The organism is Thalassotalea sp. LPB0316, from assembly GCF_014898095.1.
Classification (GTDB): domain Bacteria; phylum Pseudomonadota; class Gammaproteobacteria; order Enterobacterales; family Alteromonadaceae; genus Thalassotalea_G.
Window position 1 is genome coordinate 2,807,820 of record NZ_CP062946.1, and the last position, 19,189, is coordinate 2,827,008.

At 40.2% G+C, this 19,189-nt stretch carries 20 protein-coding genes; 7 read left to right on the forward strand and 13 right to left on the reverse strand.

Features of this window, described 5'->3' with window-relative positions; all coding sequences use genetic code 11:
- Positions 1–411 precede the first annotated feature (411 nt).
- The 4 genes from LP316_RS12625 to LP316_RS12640 all read right to left on the reverse strand — a co-directional run bounded on the left by LP316_RS12625 (position 412) and on the right by LP316_RS12640 (position 5,108).
- Complete coding sequence (locus tag LP316_RS12625) at positions 412–810, reverse strand: hypothetical protein (RefSeq protein ID WP_193021512.1); 399 nt, start codon at positions 808–810, stop codon at positions 412–414.
- A 132-nt stretch (positions 811–942) separates the two neighbouring features.
- Positions 943–1,254: a hypothetical protein gene (locus tag LP316_RS12630; protein ID WP_193021513.1), complete on the reverse strand. Its 312-nt coding sequence runs from the start codon at positions 1,252–1,254 to the stop codon at positions 943–945.
- Between the two features lie 433 nt (positions 1,255–1,687).
- Positions 1,688–2,716, reverse strand: coding sequence for an AraC family transcriptional regulator (locus LP316_RS12635; RefSeq protein ID WP_193021514.1), 1,029 nt, complete (start codon positions 2,714–2,716; stop codon positions 1,688–1,690).
- 109 nt (positions 2,717–2,825) lie between these two features.
- Entirely contained in the window at positions 2,826–5,108 is a 2,283-nt protein-coding gene (locus LP316_RS12640; protein WP_193021515.1) for a TonB-dependent receptor, read from the reverse strand.
- A gap of 596 nt (positions 5,109–5,704) precedes the next feature.
- On the opposite strand from LP316_RS12640, the gene LP316_RS12645 reads away from it, so the two are divergent.
- Together LP316_RS12645 and LP316_RS12650 are read left to right on the forward strand one after the other, a co-directional pair.
- Positions 5,705–5,968 carry a hypothetical protein gene (locus LP316_RS12645; RefSeq protein WP_226960741.1) on the forward strand — a complete coding sequence of 88 codons (264 nt, stop codon included), beginning with the start codon at positions 5,705–5,707 and terminating at the stop codon, positions 5,966–5,968.
- A gap of 9 nt (positions 5,969–5,977) precedes the next feature.
- Positions 5,978–6,247 (forward strand): plasmid stabilization protein, encoded by a 270-nt coding sequence (locus LP316_RS12650; RefSeq protein WP_193021516.1) that lies wholly within the window; start codon positions 5,978–5,980, stop codon positions 6,245–6,247.
- A 70-nt stretch (positions 6,248–6,317) separates the two neighbouring features.
- On the opposite strand, the gene LP316_RS12655 is transcribed toward LP316_RS12650, so the two are convergent.
- The 3 genes from LP316_RS12655 to rsuA all read right to left on the reverse strand — a co-directional run bounded on the left by LP316_RS12655 (position 6,318) and on the right by rsuA (position 8,088).
- Positions 6,318–6,860 (reverse strand): YqhA family protein, encoded by a 543-nt coding sequence (locus LP316_RS12655; RefSeq protein WP_193021517.1) that lies wholly within the window; start codon positions 6,858–6,860, stop codon positions 6,318–6,320.
- 130 nt (positions 6,861–6,990) lie between these two features.
- Positions 6,991–7,383: an MmcQ/YjbR family DNA-binding protein gene (locus tag LP316_RS12660; protein ID WP_193021518.1), complete on the reverse strand. Its 393-nt coding sequence runs from the start codon at positions 7,381–7,383 to the stop codon at positions 6,991–6,993.
- Positions 7,384–7,395: 12 nt separating this feature from the next.
- Positions 7,396–8,088: a 16S rRNA pseudouridine(516) synthase RsuA gene (rsuA, locus tag LP316_RS12665; RefSeq protein WP_193021519.1), complete on the reverse strand. Its 693-nt coding sequence runs from the start codon at positions 8,086–8,088 to the stop codon at positions 7,396–7,398.
- Between the two features lie 190 nt (positions 8,089–8,278).
- On the opposite strand from rsuA, the gene LP316_RS12670 reads away from it, so the two are divergent.
- Together LP316_RS12670 and LP316_RS12675 are read left to right on the forward strand one after the other, a co-directional pair.
- Complete coding sequence (locus tag LP316_RS12670; RefSeq protein WP_193021520.1) at positions 8,279–8,740, forward strand: hypothetical protein; 462 nt, start codon at positions 8,279–8,281, stop codon at positions 8,738–8,740.
- A 2-nt stretch (positions 8,741–8,742) separates the two neighbouring features.
- Entirely contained in the window at positions 8,743–8,964 is a 222-nt protein-coding gene (locus LP316_RS12675) for a helix-turn-helix transcriptional regulator (RefSeq protein WP_193021521.1), read from the forward strand.
- Between the two features lie 20 nt (positions 8,965–8,984).
- On the opposite strand, the gene LP316_RS12680 is transcribed toward LP316_RS12675, so the two are convergent.
- On the reverse strand, positions 8,985–9,815 hold the full coding sequence (locus LP316_RS12680) for an ion transporter (protein ID WP_226960742.1): 831 nt from the start codon (positions 9,813–9,815) through the stop codon (positions 8,985–8,987).
- A complete protein-coding gene (locus LP316_RS12685) occupies positions 9,816–10,457 on the reverse strand; it encodes an MBL fold metallo-hydrolase (protein ID WP_193023900.1) in 642 nt (213 codons plus the stop codon).
- Between the two features lie 315 nt (positions 10,458–10,772).
- Between LP316_RS12685 and LP316_RS12690 the strand changes: the two genes are divergently transcribed.
- The 3 genes from LP316_RS12690 (at position 10,773) to LP316_RS12700 (ending at position 12,827) form a co-directional block, all read left to right on the forward strand.
- Positions 10,773–11,117 (forward strand): DUF3718 domain-containing protein, encoded by a 345-nt coding sequence (locus LP316_RS12690; protein WP_193021522.1) that lies wholly within the window; start codon positions 10,773–10,775, stop codon positions 11,115–11,117.
- A gap of 163 nt (positions 11,118–11,280) precedes the next feature.
- Positions 11,281–12,612, forward strand: coding sequence for a sodium-dependent transporter (locus LP316_RS12695; protein ID WP_193021523.1), 1,332 nt, complete (start codon positions 11,281–11,283; stop codon positions 12,610–12,612).
- A gap of 53 nt (positions 12,613–12,665) precedes the next feature.
- Positions 12,666–12,827, forward strand: coding sequence for a YqaE/Pmp3 family membrane protein (locus tag LP316_RS12700; RefSeq protein WP_193021524.1), 162 nt, complete (start codon positions 12,666–12,668; stop codon positions 12,825–12,827).
- A gap of 110 nt (positions 12,828–12,937) precedes the next feature.
- On the opposite strand, the gene LP316_RS12705 is transcribed toward LP316_RS12700, so the two are convergent.
- From LP316_RS12705 to LP316_RS12720, 4 genes are all read right to left on the reverse strand, one after another.
- Entirely contained in the window at positions 12,938–14,131 is a 1,194-nt protein-coding gene (locus LP316_RS12705; protein ID WP_193021525.1) for a GGDEF domain-containing protein, read from the reverse strand.
- Positions 14,132–14,241: 110 nt separating this feature from the next.
- Complete coding sequence (locus LP316_RS12710) at positions 14,242–15,510, reverse strand: DNA recombination protein RmuC (RefSeq protein WP_193021526.1); 1,269 nt, start codon at positions 15,508–15,510, stop codon at positions 14,242–14,244.
- A gap of 110 nt (positions 15,511–15,620) precedes the next feature.
- Positions 15,621–17,462: an SLC13 family permease gene (locus LP316_RS12715; protein ID WP_193021527.1), complete on the reverse strand. Its 1,842-nt coding sequence runs from the start codon at positions 17,460–17,462 to the stop codon at positions 15,621–15,623.
- 125 nt (positions 17,463–17,587) lie between these two features.
- Positions 17,588–19,108: a fumarate hydratase gene (locus tag LP316_RS12720; RefSeq protein WP_193021528.1), complete on the reverse strand. Its 1,521-nt coding sequence runs from the start codon at positions 19,106–19,108 to the stop codon at positions 17,588–17,590.
- Positions 19,109–19,189 lie beyond the last annotated feature (81 nt).

Consider the following 19,189-nt stretch of genomic DNA (forward strand, 5'->3'; position numbering starts at 1 on the left):
TAAGGCAGATTTATTCTGCCTTACTCGAACGGGTTAAAAGATAAAGTTAAAAGCTAAACAAAAAAAGCCTAACAACATCAAAAGAGGCGAGTAATTTGATGTCAACGCTTCACTTCGATCAAACGTTAACTTTAATAACTCCGGAGAAAGATAAACGGCGTAAATAATTAGTATAATATGAATAAGTCTTAACTCGAACTGTCAGACTCGATTAACAGAACTCAATCAAATCTGACAGTCGCAAATGTGCCAACTGCCGCCGTTCGCTTATTAAACTTCAATACATTTTACTTTGCGAAAACAGCCGCTCGGTAACGCCCTGTTAATGGGCGGATTACGCTTGGCTATAATTAGCGAAGAATGAGCGCCAGCCAAGCAGTAAGACGTCCATTTTAAACAGCTTGTTATATTTCAATTGTTTGCCTCAGTCAATTTGACATCATATTTGCGACCTGACTCCGTTTGAATTGTGCAAGTACAATCATAGGTTGGCAGTTCAAAAGCTATTTTTCTTGAAACTGAAAAGTCGTATTTAATTTTGAACTGACTTAGCTGAATAGATTCAAAACCATATTTTACGATTTGCTGGCAAACAAAATCCTTTAGTGGAACTAACAATTCACCTGTTATCCCTGTATTTAAAATTTCAGGAGTGTACTCAAAAGCCAGCAAATCAATTTCGACTATATCTATGCCGTTTGCTTTAGCCACCTTTTCCAAATGGTTTATAGCGTAGTCAGTTTTCCAGTAAAACAAAGTACTCGCAAAATGGTGAGGAATATTATGAGCCAATGATTTGAGTGGCTTCAACGACGGCACTTTCTCTCCTTGAAATATAACGCCCCAATAAGGGGCTGATAAATGCTTGGCTAAACTGTGTAGCGGAGCGGAACTGAGCCAAGCTTTAGCAGTCCCGTACTTAATTGGCTTGTTAGGTTTACTTTACTGAGTAGCAAGCCAATAAACAATATACGCACTTAACAACACAGTAGCATAAGGTATTGAAATTAATATTAACTTTAGCCCTTTGCCTGATGTGTGATGAAGTAACCCCAAATAACGCTCAGCGTGATTAGAAGAATTTAAATAAGCTTTTGTTAAAAGGTAGTTTGTCCATTCGTTGTTTGAATAAGTGGAACAGATCCCTGAGACTTTACTTAGCAAGTAACCTGAATGTCTCGCCAACAGTGCTAAAGGCAATCCAATTATTGCGTAAAAGATCAAAATAAACTTTAAAAGTTCTACTATTTCCATGTAAACCTAACAATTTAATAGTGCGCGATTTGCGCATTTTTCTGATTTGCAATCGCGCACTTTTCTGAATGAGTTAGTTTTAACAAAGTTCATAAGCTGTTGCTAGCGTTATTAAAAATATACATTGTTAATTTTTTAGGAAAGACAAAAGTGCGCAAATTGCTCATTTTCCTGAATATAGGGGGAAGCGACCTGACACTGACTTTATAAACAGTTATTTTTGCCAAATTTATTATTTTGTTAAACATCCGTCCGCTTTGTAGAAGTTGAAGAATAATGTCTTATCTTCATCGTCGTCCGTTGTTCGCTCATAACTGTCTGTCAGATGAAGTCCAAACCTATTTATCGAAACTGTAAGATCAGATATGAGCTACTACATATAATACCCAACACTTCCATGAACATAAGGTTACTCCTTGTTACCTGAGAAATTCTACGACGCCTTGTTTCTTAACTGCTCTCTATATTTAGCGGGCGACATCCCATACCAACGTTTAAAGGTTCGAGAGAAATTATTAACGGCACTAAAGCCAAGTAGATATCCTATTTCCCCCAAACTTAAGTTTTTTTGCACAATATAATAATTGGCTAACTCTTTTTTAGTGTTGTCGAGAACTTCTTTAAAGCCAGTTTCTTTTTGCTTTAACACCCTTTGCAGACTGCGCACACTCATTGCTAATTCGCGAGCAACACTTTCTTGAGTTACCTCTCCTGTCGTTAAGTCCTTAATAACAATCTGTTTAATTTGTGACACTATGTCTTCGCGATCAAATCGAGCGAGATACTGATCTGCTATATTGTCATTCATACCGGCAATTTGTGCATTACCCGCTGGAAAATCAGCGTAATAGGTCTGTTGATCCATAAATATAGCATCATTTTCTGCCGAGAACTTTAACGGGCAAGCAAAGACATCTTGATATTGCTTGAGGTTACTAGGTTCAGGTCGCTTAAAAGTTATGAGCTTAGGCGTAAAGTTATTACCTGATAATTGGCGAAACAATTTTAATAACGCGTAAAACAAGCAATCTAACCCGATATCTGTTACTAGGCTAACACCTTGAGCATTTGTTTTTCTTGTTAAAATAAAACCATAACCATCGGCTCGTTGCTCGATACTCGCACTACCACCATTGTGAAAGATTCGTGAATAACGTACTAAACGCGAAAGCGCATCTGCTAAGTTACAACTGCTCCACAATGCCATACCTAATGCGTGAAAAGTTGTTGGTAGGACAAAATTAGCGGCAGTTAAACCGACATCTGGTGCATTGGTTTCTGATTCGATGCGATACCAGATCTTATTAAATGGTTCTGCAGGAAAACGGTAGTCGGGATCGGAAGTATTTTTTAGCTCTAATCCTTGTTCTCGATAAAGCTTTTCAGGGTCTAAGCCATAATGCAAAATAGTATTTTTCTGAACAAGAGCCCAACCACTGCCTATTGTCGCCTTTTCTTCCATTGCTATAACTGATTTACCTTGAATAAATCGAATATATCACAGCAATATAAGCAAAAAAATTAAAAAGGGCAGTAACTGCCCTTTAGATCAACTTTACTAATTCACTTAATTAAAAGCGATAGGTTCCCTGAACTGTCCACTGCCTAGGCATTTCAAGGTAGCGACGATAAGCATAATCAATGAGAGGGTTATCATTACCCGCACTAGAAATGTATTCGTTAGTCAGGTTTTTACCTATAAGGGCAACTTCCCAAAGATAATCACTAGAGTCAGCAAGAGCGACGTAAAGATTGACTTTAGTAAAGCTGTCCTGGATGAGATTTGGATCTAAGTCTGATTCAGTATTGTATTCGCCAGAATAGTTTAAGCTAAGGTCTGCACGAAACTCCAATGATGAGCTCACTTCGGTAATGTAGTTTAAGTTTGCACTAGCAGTCAGTTTAGGGGTTAATGCGCCGCGCTCACCAGTTAAATCTTGTTGACAGTCACCATCAGATGCCCAAATGGCCTCTTGCGATACCGTGCAAGGTGCATTAGTAAATTCTTTGTATTCAAAATCCAAATATGCGGAGTTAATTGATAAAGTAAGTTCATCATTCATCATCCACATATATTCAGCTTCTATGCCTTGAACAACGGCTTTAGCAGCATTACCAATAACAAAGCCTGCGCCATTATATGTTGACACTTGTAGGTCTTCATATTCTGAGCGGTATAGCGCCCAATTAAACACAGCTTCACCATCTTGTAGTTTAGTTTTACCACCAATTTCAATGGCATTTACTTCTTCTTCTTCAAACTCGAAACTGTCGTCAGGCACTGTTCCCATACTACCGTTCAAGCCAGAAGCATCAAATCCACCACCTTTGAAGCCTTTTGAAAAGCTTGCGTAATACATGGTGTCATCATTTTGTTGCCATTGTATACCAAACATGGGTGAAACATGATTTTCGTTACGAGATTCATCTAGGTTATGATCAGCGCCACCTAGTCGGGCCATAACGAAGCTACCCACAGGGTCTGGTGTTAAATCATATAAACCAGTAACCATGTCAGCAGTAGCCTGTTTGTCTTCGTCAGCCCAACGCAAGCCAAATGTTGCTGTTAAACGATCGGTCAGATGATAATTTAATTGACCAAATAACGCGAGCGTATCACTTGTTTGCCTAAATTGCTCAAAACCACCAGCGGTGATAGGAGCACCTAATAACGTTGCATCTGCTGAAGTATATACATCTATACCTAGATCATTGGTTTGATAATAAGCACCAATGATATAGTCGTACTTGTCATGAAGTGGCGAGAGTAAACGTATTTCCTGACTAAACTGTGAAAAGTCTTCATCTCTATCTTGGTACGCTATTGATAATTTACTAAAATCAGCATCAATCGCGTTGTCCCATGTATACTCACTAAAGCCTGTAATTGAAACGAGCTGGTAATTACCAAAACCGTGTTCAATGCGCAAAGCGATATTATCGAGTTTTGTTTTATTTGCTACTGGACCGCCGCCTAGCAAGCCTTCGTTAGCGATAGCGCTACGCTGATCAAACTCACCTTCACCCATTAACGGTTCAAGTTTGCTTGCCGCAGCTGGATCATAAGTCACTTGATAGTTTGAGCCGACTGTTTTAAACGTGCCCGTTTCCCACTTCAAATTAACTAGAGTTTCATCACTTGGCGTCCATAAAAGCGTGCCTCGACCACCCATTTCTTCACGTTGCTCTTCGTTGCGATCTAACTCAGTATTGTACATGTAGCCATCTAGGTTTCGGCCAAATACCGCTACACGTCCAGCTAAATTTTCAGATAGTGGCCCCGAAAAAATCGCGTGTGCAGTTTGATCGCCGTATTCACCAAACGCCAGTCTTACTTCACCTTCTGGCTCATCAGTTGGATCTTTAGTAACTATACTTAAGGCACCTGCTGTAGCATTCTTGCCAAATAAAATACCTTGTGGCCCCTTTAATACTTCTACGCGCTCAACATCAATAAATGGAAATTTAGATTGTTGGCCTCGCCCCATATAAACGCCGTCATTAAAAATCGCGACAGACTGCTCAAAACCAGCGTTGCTGTCAGTACCTATGCCTCGAATATAAACCCGCGCGTTTGTACTTGACTTGGCTATGGTCACATTCGGCATGTTGTCAGATAGGTCTTGAAAGCGAGTCACATTGTTTTGGGCTAATTCACTGCCGTGAATCGCTTGTATTGAGATTGGTACTGTTTGTAAGCTTTGTACACGTTTTTGAGCCGTAACCTCAATTATCTCAATCTGATTCTTTTTCACTGACTCTGTTTTTTGCTCTTCCCCAAAGCTAAACGGCGCAGCTACCGTCAACGCCAACCCGATAGCAGAATGTAAAGCTAGCTTTTTAGTTTTTATCATGTTGTAACCCGTTTGTTATAGTTTTATTTCCATAACCAATGTAAAGACTGTTTCAATGATATTTAAGCAAAACTCATCGCTCAGGCGTCTATTGATATGCAATTGGCGTAAAACGATAGAAAACGATAAAACGAGAGGAAATAAGAGTAGATTTATTCACTTAATATTAACCAAACTTCAACATAGATACTATGTTAGATAGCATGGTAAAGAAAGGAGTCGAACTGATCCCCAGCAATTTTGCTAGGCAAATTTAAAAAGGCTACTGCAAAACGATACAGGCAATTTTAACGATATTGATAAATCACGATTAAAAGGTGATGACATAACATCTGAGCTTATCTGCTATCTACACTATATATCAACTTTTGATCTTGCTTCGTCATTTTACTCACGACCAACATAAACGAGTTGTCAATCATTCGTTCAATTTCGCCCTGAGGGATTGAGCCATTGAGAATAACGGTATTCCACTGCGCATAAAGCATATAAACATTAACGCTATTCATTTCACATATATTTTTAGCTCAAGCTTCTTTACAGTATTAATTAGAGTACTATAATTAACACTCTATAACTAAAAGAGAGCTATTATCATGATTTCACTCACAGCTAATGAGTTAAAAAAAGGTGGGGTAACTGCCTTAGATAAAGCAATGCAAAATGATACTGATCATAAAGTTGTAATAGATGTCAGAGGAAAGCCAAAATATATGGTTCTAGATATTAGCGAATACAATGCTTACCGAGAATATGAGTTAGACAAAGCAATAGCCGAAGCAAAAGCTGACTACAATGCTGGAAAATATGAAGTTGTCGATAACTTTGATGAACTTGCTAAAGAACTCAATCAACCATAAGAGTTGCCTGTGCTAAAAATAATCCGCCCTCTTAGCTATAAAAAACGAGAAAAGAAGTTTTTTAAAAAACACCCCGAACTGATAAATCAGTACACTAAAGCACTTCAACTCCTAAGTTTAGATATAAAACACCCATCACTTAGACTTCATGAGATAAAAAATAAAGGGGGCCACTCAATTTCAATTAATATGCAATACCGCGTATTGCTCACATTAGAGTTTTTAGAAAATGGTGACGTGATACTCATTGATGTTGGCGATCACGATATTTATAGGTAAATCGCTAATAAATTTTTAGTGAAGTCACTCTTTAATAATCATTCACGTGATTAATGTAACACTTAGTTAGTTATTTGTTCACCTTAGTACTACTGAGCCAGACACTAATCGATACGATTAGCACTACAATGCCTTTGTACAGCCAATCAAGGGGCTCCCTCGACTCCCATATCATGACCTCACCAAAAACATTGACGACTAAAATGGTAATGATTACTTTGCCAAGTTTAGATTTTAACTCATCGAGACTGCTAATATGGAAACCACTTGGGTTTTCCAATTTACTTGTATCGACTTTTCGAATGAATAATTCATAGATACCAAATGAAAAAATCAATAAAATACAAGAAATTAGAAATACATCTAAAATTTTTACGACACCGACAACGAAACTGTTTAACGTTTGTTTGTCTGTGTAACCCTGTATGTTGTAAAGGGTAAAGTTAAAGACTTCAGAAACAAGGTAAGCAACACCGTTGACGCCCAAGAGGGTGAATACCGTAGAAGCCACAATTAAACTAAAAACACCAAGCACAAGGGCTAAGCGAGCGCCTAATAAAAAGACTTCTAAAAGCTGTTCTATTTTATAGGTGAACCTTTCTCCGTTTTTCATTGCCCCTTCCTTTCATGCTGACTTAAACCGTCAGTATTACGTATCCCAGACTAAAACCATCATCCATAACCATAGGAAGTCATCAACCCATTGTTATTAAAAATAAATATAGTACTATTTATCGTAAAAGCTACAGAAGCGGTAGGATAAACTTTTGATCTTTCTTAGTCATTTTACTCAAGACCAACATAAACGAGTTGTCAATCATTCGTTCAATTTCGCCCCGAGGGATTGAGCCATCTAAAATAACGGTATTCCACTGCGCCTTATTTAAATGATAACCGGGAATCACTGCATCAAAGATATCACGTAGCATCATGGCTTCTTCAGGATCACACTTTAGACTAATACAGTAATGCCCAGCCATTTTGCCTTCAGTACCTTTTTCATTACCCTTGCCCAAGGCGAGTATGGCAAACATCTTGCCATTGACTTTATAGACTTCTACGCCCTCTCCAAATGGGTAATCTAGAAGCGTTTGTGGTTTAGCTAATAAATATGCTCTACAAGTGCTTTCGTCCATATCAGCCCTTATTTACTTGAACAGTGCTATTTCGTCTTCAGTTAAATAGCGCCACTGACCAAAATCTAAGGTTGTATCTAAACTGATACTACCAATTTTTTCTCGATGTAATTCAATGACTTTATTGCCAACTGCTGCAAGCATGCGTTTCACCTGATGATATTTCCCTTCGCTGATCGTCAGTAACATTTGGCGACTATCAATCACCTCAACCATTGCTGGCTTGGTCATCGCTTTTTCGTTGTGCAGCTCTACACCTTGCTCAAGTGCGCTTACCATGTCATCGGTAATATCGACACGCGTGATCACACGATATGTTTTCTGGCAGCCTTTATTTGGCGACGTAATATTATGCGACCACTTTCCGTCATCGGTAATGAGTACAAGCCCGGTGGTATCGACATCAAGGCGACCAGCAATGTGTAAATCAAATACCCGTTCAACATCAATTAAATGCAATATCGACGGATAGACTTCATCGGTTGTTGAGCAAATCATCTCTTCAGGTTTGTTTAACATAATATAGCGATGACCAATCAGACTAATCACTTCCTCTTCAATCTTAACGACATCCCCTTCACCGAGTTTACAGGCTGCTGATGTTGTAACTTGGTCATTAACCGTGACTAATTTAGCCTTGAGCAATTTCTTGGCATCATTGCGTGTTAATTCGGTACTTTTGCAAATAAATTTATCTAATCGCATAACTAAAACCTTGATTATCTTGACCGGCATTATCGCATAGCAAACACAATATAGTTAAGTTCAATCCTTACTAAAAACAACACTAAGTAAAATATTTAAGACCCCAAGTAAAAAATATTTGACACGATAAAAAAGTCAAACTAAAGTTACACCATGTCAAATATTTTTAACATGAGTTTAGGAAGAAGTTATGTCGTTTGTTCACAAGAGTGTTTGGGTTCAATTTTTAATTACCCTGTTTATTGGCTACCACTACGCTAGCAGTTTTTATTATTTATTTGATACTAATCAGCTAACTAATGAGCGTTATACCGAGTTACTATTGTTTACTGCTTTTCAATTGGTAGTGCTAAATATCATAGTTCACACCGTTGTCGCTGTATTGAGTAACAAAGATGAAGTTGAACAAGAAAAAGATGAACGCGATGTCTTAATCGGTTTAAAAGGTGGCAATGTAGCCTATAACACATTAAGTGCATGGGTAGTTTTTGTCTTGGTTAGCCTGTGGCTAACATCACTGGAAAATGCGCGATTTTACTTTGATAGTTTAAGTGGTGAATTTAATGTCTTAAACATTTTACTGGTTGGTTTTTTAGTCGCTGAAATATTGCGTTTTTCAACTCAGCTTTACCATTATCAAAAAGGCATCTAACAATGGCAAAAATTCTGGTTAATAACATCCGAGTTTTGCGCTTTAATCAATGTGAAATGACCCAACAAGCATTAGCTCAAGCCGTTGGTGTTTCAAGGCAAACGATTGTTGCTATTGAAAAAGGCAAGTACTCTCCATCATTAGAAGTTGCCTTTAAGATTGCCGACGTGTTTAGCGTTCCTATCGAGCAAGTATTTGCTTATCAAGAACAAGCCGAAGACTAGTCTTCGGCTTGTCTTATACCTTACTCTTGAGCGCGTTGCCTCAATAGCACTTTTATTTCTTCCAGCTCGTGTTCAAGCTTTTCAATTTGTGCTCTACTGGCTGGCTCACCGCCTTCTTTGGATTCACCGTGAGACTCTGCTCTAAAGTTATTATGCTCCTCGCTCATCACTTCCAACACCGTACCGACCATCATATTTAAAAAGATAAAGGCGGTTAAAAAGATAAACGTTAAGTAGAAGATCCAGCTCATCGGGTAAACCGCCATAGTTTCATACATTACGTCAGTCCAGTCTTCAAATGTTGCCACTCGAAACATGGTCAGCATAGCTATTGAGACATCGCCCCACAAGAATTCGTTTATCTCGTGAAATACGATTGAGCCAATTGCCGCGTAGATATAAAAAATCACGAACATCAACAGTGCGATATAGCCCATTCTTGGCAGCGCTTTTAACAACGCATTTATCAATAGTCTCAATTCAGGCACCATGGAGACTAATCGAAGCACTCTAAATACGCGCAGTAGCCTTGCAATCAGCACACCTGAACCACCAGCAGGAATCAAGCTACCGATCACTATAATGGTATCAAAAATGTTCCAACCACTTTTGAAGAACTGTGACTTTTTCGGCGTTGCCAAAAACCTGATGACAATTTCAAAGACGAAAAACAGCGTAACGGCGACATCTAAAACACCAAGCACCTGAATAACTGACGCAGGTAGGTTGTGAGTTTTAGCACCTACGAGTAATGCCGAAAGAATAATAACGGCGATCACTATGCCTTGAAAAATTTTTGAATTATCAACGCGTTTTAAACGGCGTTGAAACTTAAAAACCATCGACGACATTTATCGCACTCCATCACCAACAAACGGATTAGAGCGGCGCTCTTCACCAAACGTACTCATCGGCCCGTGACCCGGAATAAATTTCACATCATCGCCAAGTGGGAATAAATTTTCACGAATCGACTTGATCAAGGTTGGGTGATCGCCACGTGGAAAATCTGTCCGGCCAATAGAGCCTTTAAATAACACATCGCCCACCTGTGCAAGTTTGGTTTTAGGATCAAAAAACACGACGTGGCCGGGGGTATGGCCTGGGCAAAAGTATACTTCTAGTTCAACATTGCCAAATTGAACGGTATCGCCCTGCTCTAACCAACGATCAGTGGTAAAATGTTCCGCATGGGCAAAGCCAAAGCGCTCTTTTTGCATCGGAATCAAATCAATCCAGAACTGATCTTCTTTATGGGGTCCTTCGATATTGACCTTAAAATAGTCGGCGATATCTTTAGTTGCGCCAGCGTGATCGATATGCGCATGGGTGAGCAGAACCTTAGTGACTTTTACCTTATTTTGTTCAACAGCAGCTTTGATTAACTGTGCATCACCACCGGGATCGACAATCGCCCCTTCTAGCGTTTCATCACACCAAAACAAGGTACAATTTTGTTGAAATGGTGTAACGGGAATAATTTGATAGCGCAACATAGCGAACAACCTTTCTCTTTTTTTATCGGCTTAAATAGCGGTTAATGGTCGGTATTATAGATTTATTGGGATGACAAGATAAATAGCCAAGCGCTAGTTAGCAAAAATTTTACTGATGAATGTAAATATCTATGTCTACTGACACATTTCACAGGCAATTTGACGAGATAACAATCAAGTACTTAGCGATGAGTTGCAGAAATATGCGTTAGGTTTATTTACATTCACCCACGCTTTAGAAACACTTTATCGGTTCGAAAGTGCCATGATTACTTTGCCAGTTAGGCATTATCATAAAAACGGAGAGATACCATGGCTAAGTTAATTAAATCAGTAGCAACACTATCAGCAACTATTGGCGCTTTAATGTTTTCATCAATTAGCGCTGCAGACATGCAGCCCCAACTAGAAAGAGCTCTAGTAAAAACCTGTGAAGCAGCAATGAGTGATAAACCGATTAAACTAAAAGTTGCAATGGACGATTACGACTTGAACGAACGCGATGTTGCACTCGGTGTAATGTGTAATAATGTAGACATTATTACCTTTGCCGAACAACACGGAGCTTATCAAACAGCTCAACGCTTACAAAACAGCATAGGTAATGTAAACATCATTGATGTTGCTGCGCTGAGTAAAGTCAACGTTAACTTCTAAGAATTCGTGCTCGCTGTACGTATACTCCCCTATAGAGTTTTGTAGTTATAGGGGGTTCATCACTTAAATTATTGTTCTCATTACAATCTAAAACAATTAATACTTCACTAATGCCTGACAACTGGGTAAGCTTTCCTATAAAAAAACAATAACAAGATTTTCTATGGCATTACGAGATTCATTTCATTCGCGGATCGGCTTTGTGCTAGCCGCAGCAGGTAGCGCAATTGGTTTAGGTAACATCTGGGGGTTTCCTACCAACGCGGCCAATAACGGCGGTGGCGCCTTTCTATTCGTCTACCTTATCGTCACTTTTTTACTAGCTTTACCTGCGCTATATGCAGAAATATACATAGGTAATCAGGCACAAAAAAACCCAGTATCAGCACTTGGTGAAGCCTGCCAGGACAAAATGCCGAAAGTCGGTCGATTTGCCGGTAAAATTGGCCTTGTCGGCGCCATGATGATGCTCAGCTTTTATACCATTGTCGCGGGTTGGATGTTATCACACGCCCTCAGTGGTATTTCAGCTTTAGCCGGCATGAATGAGATATCAGCTTGGTTAGCAAGCGACTCAACCTTGCGCAATATTGTTTTTACGCCCATTTTTATCATTCTAGGTGCTCTAATTATCCATCAGGGCGTTCATAAAGGCATCGAAAAATGGTCAAGCCGATTAATGCCTATCCTACTCGTCATGTTGATATGTTTGATAGGCTACATTCTTCAGCAAGACGGTGCTAGTGAAGGCTTAAAGCAGTATTTAATTCCCGATTTTTCTCGTATTACTGAGCCCAAATTAGTGATTTCCGCTATGGGACAAGCATTTTTCTCGCTAAGTATCGGTGTCGGCGGCATGATGATTTACGGCTCATACATGGAGAAAGATAAAGACCTAGGCAAACTGGTACTTTCTATTGGTGCTCTAGATACGCTCATTGCCTTTCTTGCCGGACTATTAATTATTCCCGCACTTTATGTCGCTAAACACGCAGGTCAAGAAGTATTTGCTGGCGGTGATTTAATAGGTGAAGGTCAGCTTATTTTTAATATTCTTCCGACTTTGTTTAACTCCATGGGTGATATCGGCTTAGTGGTTTCTTCAGCGTTTTTTGCACTGTTGTCAATTGCCGCGCTAACGTCGACTATTTCTTCAACAGAAGTGCCCGTCTCTTATTTAGTAGAAGAAAAGTCCCTCAGTCGCACAAAGGCTACCTGGTTGGTTTCTGCGATTGTGTTGGTTGCAAGTATGACATTAGTGGCATTTTTTGATGTTTTATTTGGCCTAGTTATTAGAGGCTTAACCACTATTTTACAACCATTGAGCTGTTTGTTTTATTTCATTGTTGTTGGCTGGATTTGGCAGCGCGGTAACAAACTTAAAGATCATGCGGTGCTTAACCAGCGTCCTTGGTTAAAATATTGGGGTTACTACTTGCAGTATGTTTGCCCTGTACTTTTGTTGTTAGTTTTCTATAACGTAGCACTAGCTTAGTTGCGGTTTAACTGAAGCGACACTGCTGTAGAATAATGTTTTCGGAGCAATATATGAATAAAGTTGTCCACATTATCATAGCGATACTACTGCCACCTCTCGCAGTATTTTTAAAAAATGGCGCAGGTAAAGATCTATTAATTAATATTTTATTGTGCTGTTTGTTTTGGCTACCAGCGATAATACACGCACTGTGGTTAGTCACAAAAGACTGACGATAAACTTAATATTCAAAGTAAAAGACCCAAGCTATTGCTTGGGTCTTTTGTTTCTGCAACCGTTTGATTGTATTTTTACTACTTACCACTATCAGTGGCAAAATCAATTATTTCGTCACGTTGTTACGACCACGTTTTTTAGCTTTATATAGCAGCTCATCGGCGCTTTTTAATACTTGCTCAAAGCTCTGTCCTGAACTTCGCTGAGCAACGCCGATAGAAATTGTCACGCTAACCATTTTTTCTTGCATGGTAGGTTTGTTCTTCGGATCTCTATCTTTTTTAGTTTTGCGCACACCCTGGCGAATAACCATCTGATAATCGGCAATAGACTGTCGTAAATTATCTAACTCGTCAAATACTTGCTCTGCATTTTTACGAGGAAATACCACGGTGAATTCCTCACCGCCGTATCGAAACACCTTGCCACCGGCTTTTACTTGCTTAAGTTTAGCCGCAACCAGTTTTAAGACCTGATCGCCAATATCATGACCGTAGGTGTCATTAAACTTTTTAAAGTGATCAACGTCCATCATCGCGACACTGTATTTACGCCCTAAAGACAGCGCTAGTTGATTTAACGCACGTCGAGATGGCAGGCCGGTTAACTCGTCGCGATAAGCGAGAAAATAAGAGCTTGCGATAACACTAATTAGGTAATAACAAACCAATAGCGTTAATGATAATTGCCAACTAATCACATTGATATTAGCCTGTGTTAAATACCATAAAACCACGCTAGCAAGGGCTGCGGGGTAAAATAGATGCGTCGTTTTTAAGCTTTTCACTAGATAGATCAAGATAACGCTCATCAGTGGTAACTCAATTGATAAATAAGGCTTTACCACCTGAAAATAAGTATTGTCTTTGGCGATTTCCATTAAGGTATCTACCCCGAGAAGCCAAGCTTGAGCAAATAAATAGGCGACAACAAACAAGGCGATTCGGGAGACAAGGTGAATGGAAAACAAACTTCGATCTTTTAAAAAAGCCAAACCGCCAAAAAAGAAAATAACCGATAAATTGACGATTTCAGGCGTTATCACCCAGTGCTCAGTCAAGTTAACAAGTTTCAGCTCAAGTACTAAAACAAGGGCAAAAAGAGCAATAAGCAACGCAAATCGAGAGTGGTTAAACTGGCTTGCAAATAAAAAGCTGATCAACATCAACAAAGCGAGCTGGTTGACTGAGATATCATTTACCCATTGCGCCACAAACGGAACTTGGCTAACAACAACCAATGACATCAACAAAAAACAGATACTGACGAGACTAGTTTTAACACCAATAAACTTTGTCACATACATCCCCAATTTCGAATTTAACGTGTACTACCAAGTGAATTTCACACTGACATGTTATCACATACACAATACAAAGGCGTTGACTAAGCCTCACCTGATAGTGGAATTTAAGGCTTTATTTTCGCAACTTTATCATGCGCTAAACTCGTATCAACTTGCTCAATTTTTTCAAACCGACTGGCGATTTTATTGGCTGAAGTATTGATTTGTTTAACATCAGTTGCGGCTTGATCAATGTGCTTAGCCAAGTTATCAAAGCGTGTTCTAAAGCGAGCAAAGTCAACCGATAAATGACTCAAGTGTGCTTGAATAATGTGTACTTGCTCCTTAGTCGCTTCATCTTTGATCACCGCTCTTGCTGTCGTCAAAATCGCCATTAGCGTTGTTGGTGAGGCTAGCCATACCCGTTTTTGATTGGCAAGCTCAACTAAATCAGCATGATGAGCATGAATTTCGGCAAATACTGCTTCGGCAGGAATAAACATGACTGCGCCCTGGGCGGTCTCGCGCTCGATTAAATATTTACTGGCTATATCGTTGATATGCTTTTTAATGTCCTGCTTAAATTGACGTTGGGCTTGTTTGCGTTCAATTTCCGGCAAAGAAATATCGGTTAACGTGCGATAGCTCTCTAGCGGAAACTTAGCATCGACCACAACATTACCGGTAGGTTCAGGTAAAAACAAAACACAATCTGCCACTTTACCATTGGACAAGGTATGTTGAATGGCAAAGTGCTCCTCTGGAAGCACGTTGCGGATTAAGCTATTGAGTTGAACCTCGCCGAAGGCACCACGAGAGCGTTTATCCGCTAACACTTCTTGCAAGCTAACCACGTTAGTCGAAAGCTCAGTAATTTTTTGCTGTGCATCATCAATTAACGCTAAGCGCTTGAGGATGTCATTAAATGTTTTCGTCGTTTTTTCAAAACCATCAGCTAAGCGTTTTTCTACTTGCTCACTAATACTTTGCAGGCGTTTATCCGTTGAATCTGTCAGCGCGTTAATATTTTTACTCAGCGTATTTGATAACTCTTCTCGGTTTTCCTTTGCGTGATGAGCAAGCGTTTGATGCAAATTTGCAAATGATTTTATTTGTTGTTCCGAGGTCTGCTGGTGAAATTCAGCTTGTTGGCGCATCAGTTTCATGCGCAAATCGACGAGTTGTTGCTCCGTCGACATTTTCATCTCAACGGGTAATTTTTGTAATAGCGGTAGCGTTTGGGAAAGCTGCTCGTTAAGCAATAATTGCTGACTCGCTAAATCGCGTATCGCTTTGCGCTGTGAGAGCACAACCATAAGTAAAACGACGCTTATCACAACAACACAAACCGCAGTGATAAGCGTTATATTCCAGTGAGCCATTTGTTCGAACATAACAACCTTAATCGCGCTTTTTTTTCGCTATAGTAGCGACAATCGCCAATAAGGTAAATTACCTCTTATCTCTTGTGCTTATTCTCTAGACAAAATCCGAGACAAAGTTTCTAAGCAAAATAAATAAGATTAAGCGTAATCGACAAGGTAACCCACATCAAGCCAATAAGCGGTACGCCAACTTTAACAAAATCAGAAAACTGATAGCCACCGGCGTTCATCACTAATAAATTGGTTTTATAAGCCATCGGGGTTGCGTAACTTAAATTAGCACCAAATAAGACGGCAAGTACAAAAGGCTCAGCCGGTGCCCCAAGCTGTTGCGCGACAGATATCGCAATTGGCGTACCAATAACCGCAGCGGCATTGTTTGACACTATATTGGTCAAAATAGCTAAAAGTAACATCAGTGCAGCTAATACACCGCCAACTGGGAGCGATGACGATAAAGCAACAAAAATCTCCGCCAAATACTGTGCTGCACCGGTGGAAACCATCGCCGCCCCAAGCGCTAATGACGCCGCTACAATCAAAATAACTTGTGTACTGAGCGCCGACGAAATTTCTTGCCAATTTAAGCAGCGCGAGGCAAGTAGAATAAAGACACCACAAATTGCACTGATCACTATCGGCAATATACCGAATACCGGCATTAGCACCACACCAAATAAGACACCTAAAGCTATGGGTGCTTTTTCAGATTGAACCACTTTAGCTGCGCCATCAACCACTAAAATCCCTTGTTGAGATTTGAGCTCTTCAATTTGATCGGCATCGCCTTGTACTAGCAAAATATCACCAACGCGTAGCGGAATACTCCCGATACTTTGTCTTTCGATATCCATCGGTTTACCTTCGCGATGCAGTGCCACAGCACTAATACCGTACTCAGAACTAAAGTTTGCACTTTTTAACGTTTTACCAATTAAACCTGAGCCCAGAATTACAACAATTTCAGCCAACACTTGGTTACCAGGATCTAAAGGATGCTCGGCATCTATTTTGTGTTTACCCGAGTGCAATGTTGCTTTGAGAACACTTTCATATTCCCTCAAACGGTCTGGAGTATCTTTAACATGAATGCGATCGTTTTCCTTGATAAGCGTATCTGGTAATGGCAATAATTTGTGAAAATCTTTACCGCGCTGAATACTTTGAATACGGATCATACCATCGGTTAATTTGATCGCTTTAGAGACCTTTTCACCAATTAACGGACAGTTCTCACCAACGTGTAAATACGCACTAAAGAGTCGAGGTGAGGTATCAGGCATGGTGGCTTCGCGCTGTGGTAATATCTTAGGCGCTACTAACCATAAGTAGAGCATGGCAACAATTGCCCCCGGTAGGACAATCGGTGCAAAGTCAAACATGCCAAAGCGCTCCATACCCATATCGGCAGCAACACTGACGACTAACAAGTTCGTTGAGGTACCAATGGTAGTAAACATACCACCAACAAGTGTCGCAAGCCCCATCGGTAATAACATGCCACTGACATTAGATTGCGTGCGGATCGCTACACTAATTAAAATAGGTAAAAGTAGAACAACGATTGGCGTATTGTTAACGAAAGCACTTAATGTGCCTGCGATAATTAGCGTGGCTAATAGCGAAAAGGATGGGCTGACCTTCCACATTCTTGAAAGCGTTCTACCAATGGGCTCTAATGCGCCGGTAAGTACAATCGCTTGACCGATGATCATCAAGGCACAAACAGTGACAAGCGCTTCGTGACCAAACCCGTGGAAAAATGTCACAGGATCGAGTTCTTCACCACGTACTTCATATGGGAAGATCGCAAAATAGACAGTAAGTACCGCGATAACGGCTAATGACGATGTTTCAAGCGCTATATCATCGCGTTTAAATAAATAAAGCGCGCCTAGCGTCAAACACAATACAAACATTGCATGTGTATTGGGGATTGATGGTAACCCAGCAAATAACATGTAACATCCCTAAAAAAGCTTGTTATTTTTTCATCACATTAGCACTTTTTCACTGAATTGATAGACTTTTATCTACTTTAAATAACAAAAAAGCGCTCATTGAGCGCTTTTGAAATAACACAATATTAACTTAATGCTTTATCGAGCTCTTCAATTTTAGCTTGCCAAATTGCAGGCCCAGTAACATGTGCAGACTCTCCCGTGCTATCAACCGCTACAGTAACAGGCATATCTTCTACTTCAAATTCATAAATAGCTTCCATACCTAAATCTTCAAACGCCACGACTTTCGCTTTCTTGATAGCTTTTGATACCAGATAAGCTGCGCCACCAACGGCCATTAAGTACACTGATTTATTGTTCTTAATCGACTCACATGTCGCCGCGCCACGCTCTGCTTTACCTATAGTACCAAGTAAACCTGTTTGCGAGAGCATCATGTCAGTAAATTTGTCCATGCGCGTTGCCGTTGTTGGGCCGGCAGGGCCAACGGCTTCATCACCAATAGCATCCACTGGGCCAACGTAATAAATAAACTTATCAGTAAAATCAACAGGTAGCGACTCACCTTTGGCAAGCATATCTTGAATGCGTTTATGCGCGGCGTCACGACCGGTTAAGATTTTGCCCGAAAGCAACACGGTTTCACCGGTTTTCCACTCGCTAACATCGGCTTTTTTCAAATCATCAACATTAACGCGACGCACATTTTCACCAACTTCCCATGTAATTTCTGGCCATTCTTCAAGTTTAGGTGGTGTTAGATCAGCAGGACCTGAACCATCAAGATGGAAATGAACATGGCGAGTCGCTGCACAGTTAGGGATCATCACAACGGGCTTAGAAGCCGCATGGGTTGGAGCTGAATTAATTTTTACATCAACGACCGTTGTTAAACCACCAAGGCCTTGAGCACCAATACCTAGTTTGTTGACTCGCTCGTAAATTTCAAGGCGAAGCTCTTCCTCAGCATTTTGCGGTCCGCGCTCAATTAATTCTTGAATATCAACCGGATCCATTAAGCTTTCTTTCGCTAATACACCCGCTTTTTCAGCTGTGCCGCCAATGCCAATACCTAACATGCCTGGTGGACACCAACCTGCGCCCATTTTAGGTAGTGTTTCAACCACCCAATCAGCGATAGAGTCAGACGGGTTAAGCATCACCATTTTGGTTTTATTCTCACTACCGCCACCTTTGGCAGCAATCATCACTTCCACGTGATCGCCAGCCACCATATCAAGGTGAACAACCGAAGGGGTATTGTCTTTGGTGTTTTTACGCGCGCCGGCAGGGTCAGCAACAATTGATGCACGCAATGGGTTATCTGGATTTAAATAAGCTCGGCGAGTACCTTCATCTACCATCTGTTGGATGGTCATGTTAGTTTTATCCCATTTAACATCCATGCCCACTTTAACAAAGCAAGTAACGATACCGGTATCCTGACAAATAGGACGTTTGCCATGAGCCGACATTCTTGAGTTAATCAGAATTTGCGCAATTGCATCTTTTGCTGCCGTACTCTGCTCTTTATGATATGCCTTCTCTAATGCTTGAACGAAATCAATCGGATGGTAGTACGAGATGTACTGCAATGAGTCAGCAATACTCTCGATGAAATCTTCTTGCTTGATAATTGTCATGAGTCTCTCTTTTTTCAATTCTTCAACTTAAGCCCTAAACTTTAGTTGAAAGTTATAATTTTGCCGATATGATACCTTGCT

Excerpts from the sequence above, each read along its gene's own strand:
- LP316_RS12630 (WP_193021513.1), bottom strand. The coding sequence starts at position 1,254 with ATGGAAATAGTAGAACTTTTAAAGTTTATTTTGATCTTTTACGCAATA.
- LP316_RS12635 (WP_193021514.1), bottom strand. The coding sequence starts at position 2,716 with ATGGAAGAAAAGGCGACAATAGGCAGTGGTTGGGCTCTTGTTCAGAAA.
- LP316_RS12640 (WP_193021515.1), bottom strand. The coding sequence starts at position 5,108 with ATGATAAAAACTAAAAAGCTAGCTTTACATTCTGCTATCGGGTTGGCG.
- LP316_RS12645 (WP_226960741.1), top strand. The coding sequence starts at position 5,705 with ATGATTTCACTCACAGCTAATGAGTTAAAAAAAGGTGGGGTAACTGCC.
- LP316_RS12655 (WP_193021517.1), bottom strand. The coding sequence starts at position 6,860 with ATGAAAAACGGAGAAAGGTTCACCTATAAAATAGAACAGCTTTTAGAA.
- LP316_RS12660 (WP_193021518.1), bottom strand. The coding sequence starts at position 7,383 with ATGGACGAAAGCACTTGTAGAGCATATTTATTAGCTAAACCACAAACG.
- rsuA (WP_193021519.1), bottom strand. The coding sequence starts at position 8,088 with ATGCGATTAGATAAATTTATTTGCAAAAGTACCGAATTAACACGCAAT.
- LP316_RS12670 (WP_193021520.1), top strand. The coding sequence starts at position 8,279 with ATGTCGTTTGTTCACAAGAGTGTTTGGGTTCAATTTTTAATTACCCTG.
- LP316_RS12675 (WP_193021521.1), top strand. The coding sequence starts at position 8,743 with ATGGCAAAAATTCTGGTTAATAACATCCGAGTTTTGCGCTTTAATCAA.
- LP316_RS12680 (WP_226960742.1), bottom strand. The coding sequence starts at position 9,815 with ATGTCGTCGATGGTTTTTAAGTTTCAACGCCGTTTAAAACGCGTTGAT.
- LP316_RS12690 (WP_193021522.1), top strand. The coding sequence starts at position 10,773 with ATGGCTAAGTTAATTAAATCAGTAGCAACACTATCAGCAACTATTGGC.
- LP316_RS12695 (WP_193021523.1), top strand. The coding sequence starts at position 11,281 with ATGGCATTACGAGATTCATTTCATTCGCGGATCGGCTTTGTGCTAGCC.
- LP316_RS12700 (WP_193021524.1), top strand. The coding sequence starts at position 12,666 with ATGAATAAAGTTGTCCACATTATCATAGCGATACTACTGCCACCTCTC.
- LP316_RS12710 (WP_193021526.1), bottom strand. The coding sequence starts at position 15,510 with ATGTTCGAACAAATGGCTCACTGGAATATAACGCTTATCACTGCGGTT.
- LP316_RS12715 (WP_193021527.1), bottom strand. The coding sequence starts at position 17,462 with ATGTTATTTGCTGGGTTACCATCAATCCCCAATACACATGCAATGTTT.
- LP316_RS12720 (WP_193021528.1), bottom strand. The coding sequence starts at position 19,108 with ATGACAATTATCAAGCAAGAAGATTTCATCGAGAGTATTGCTGACTCA.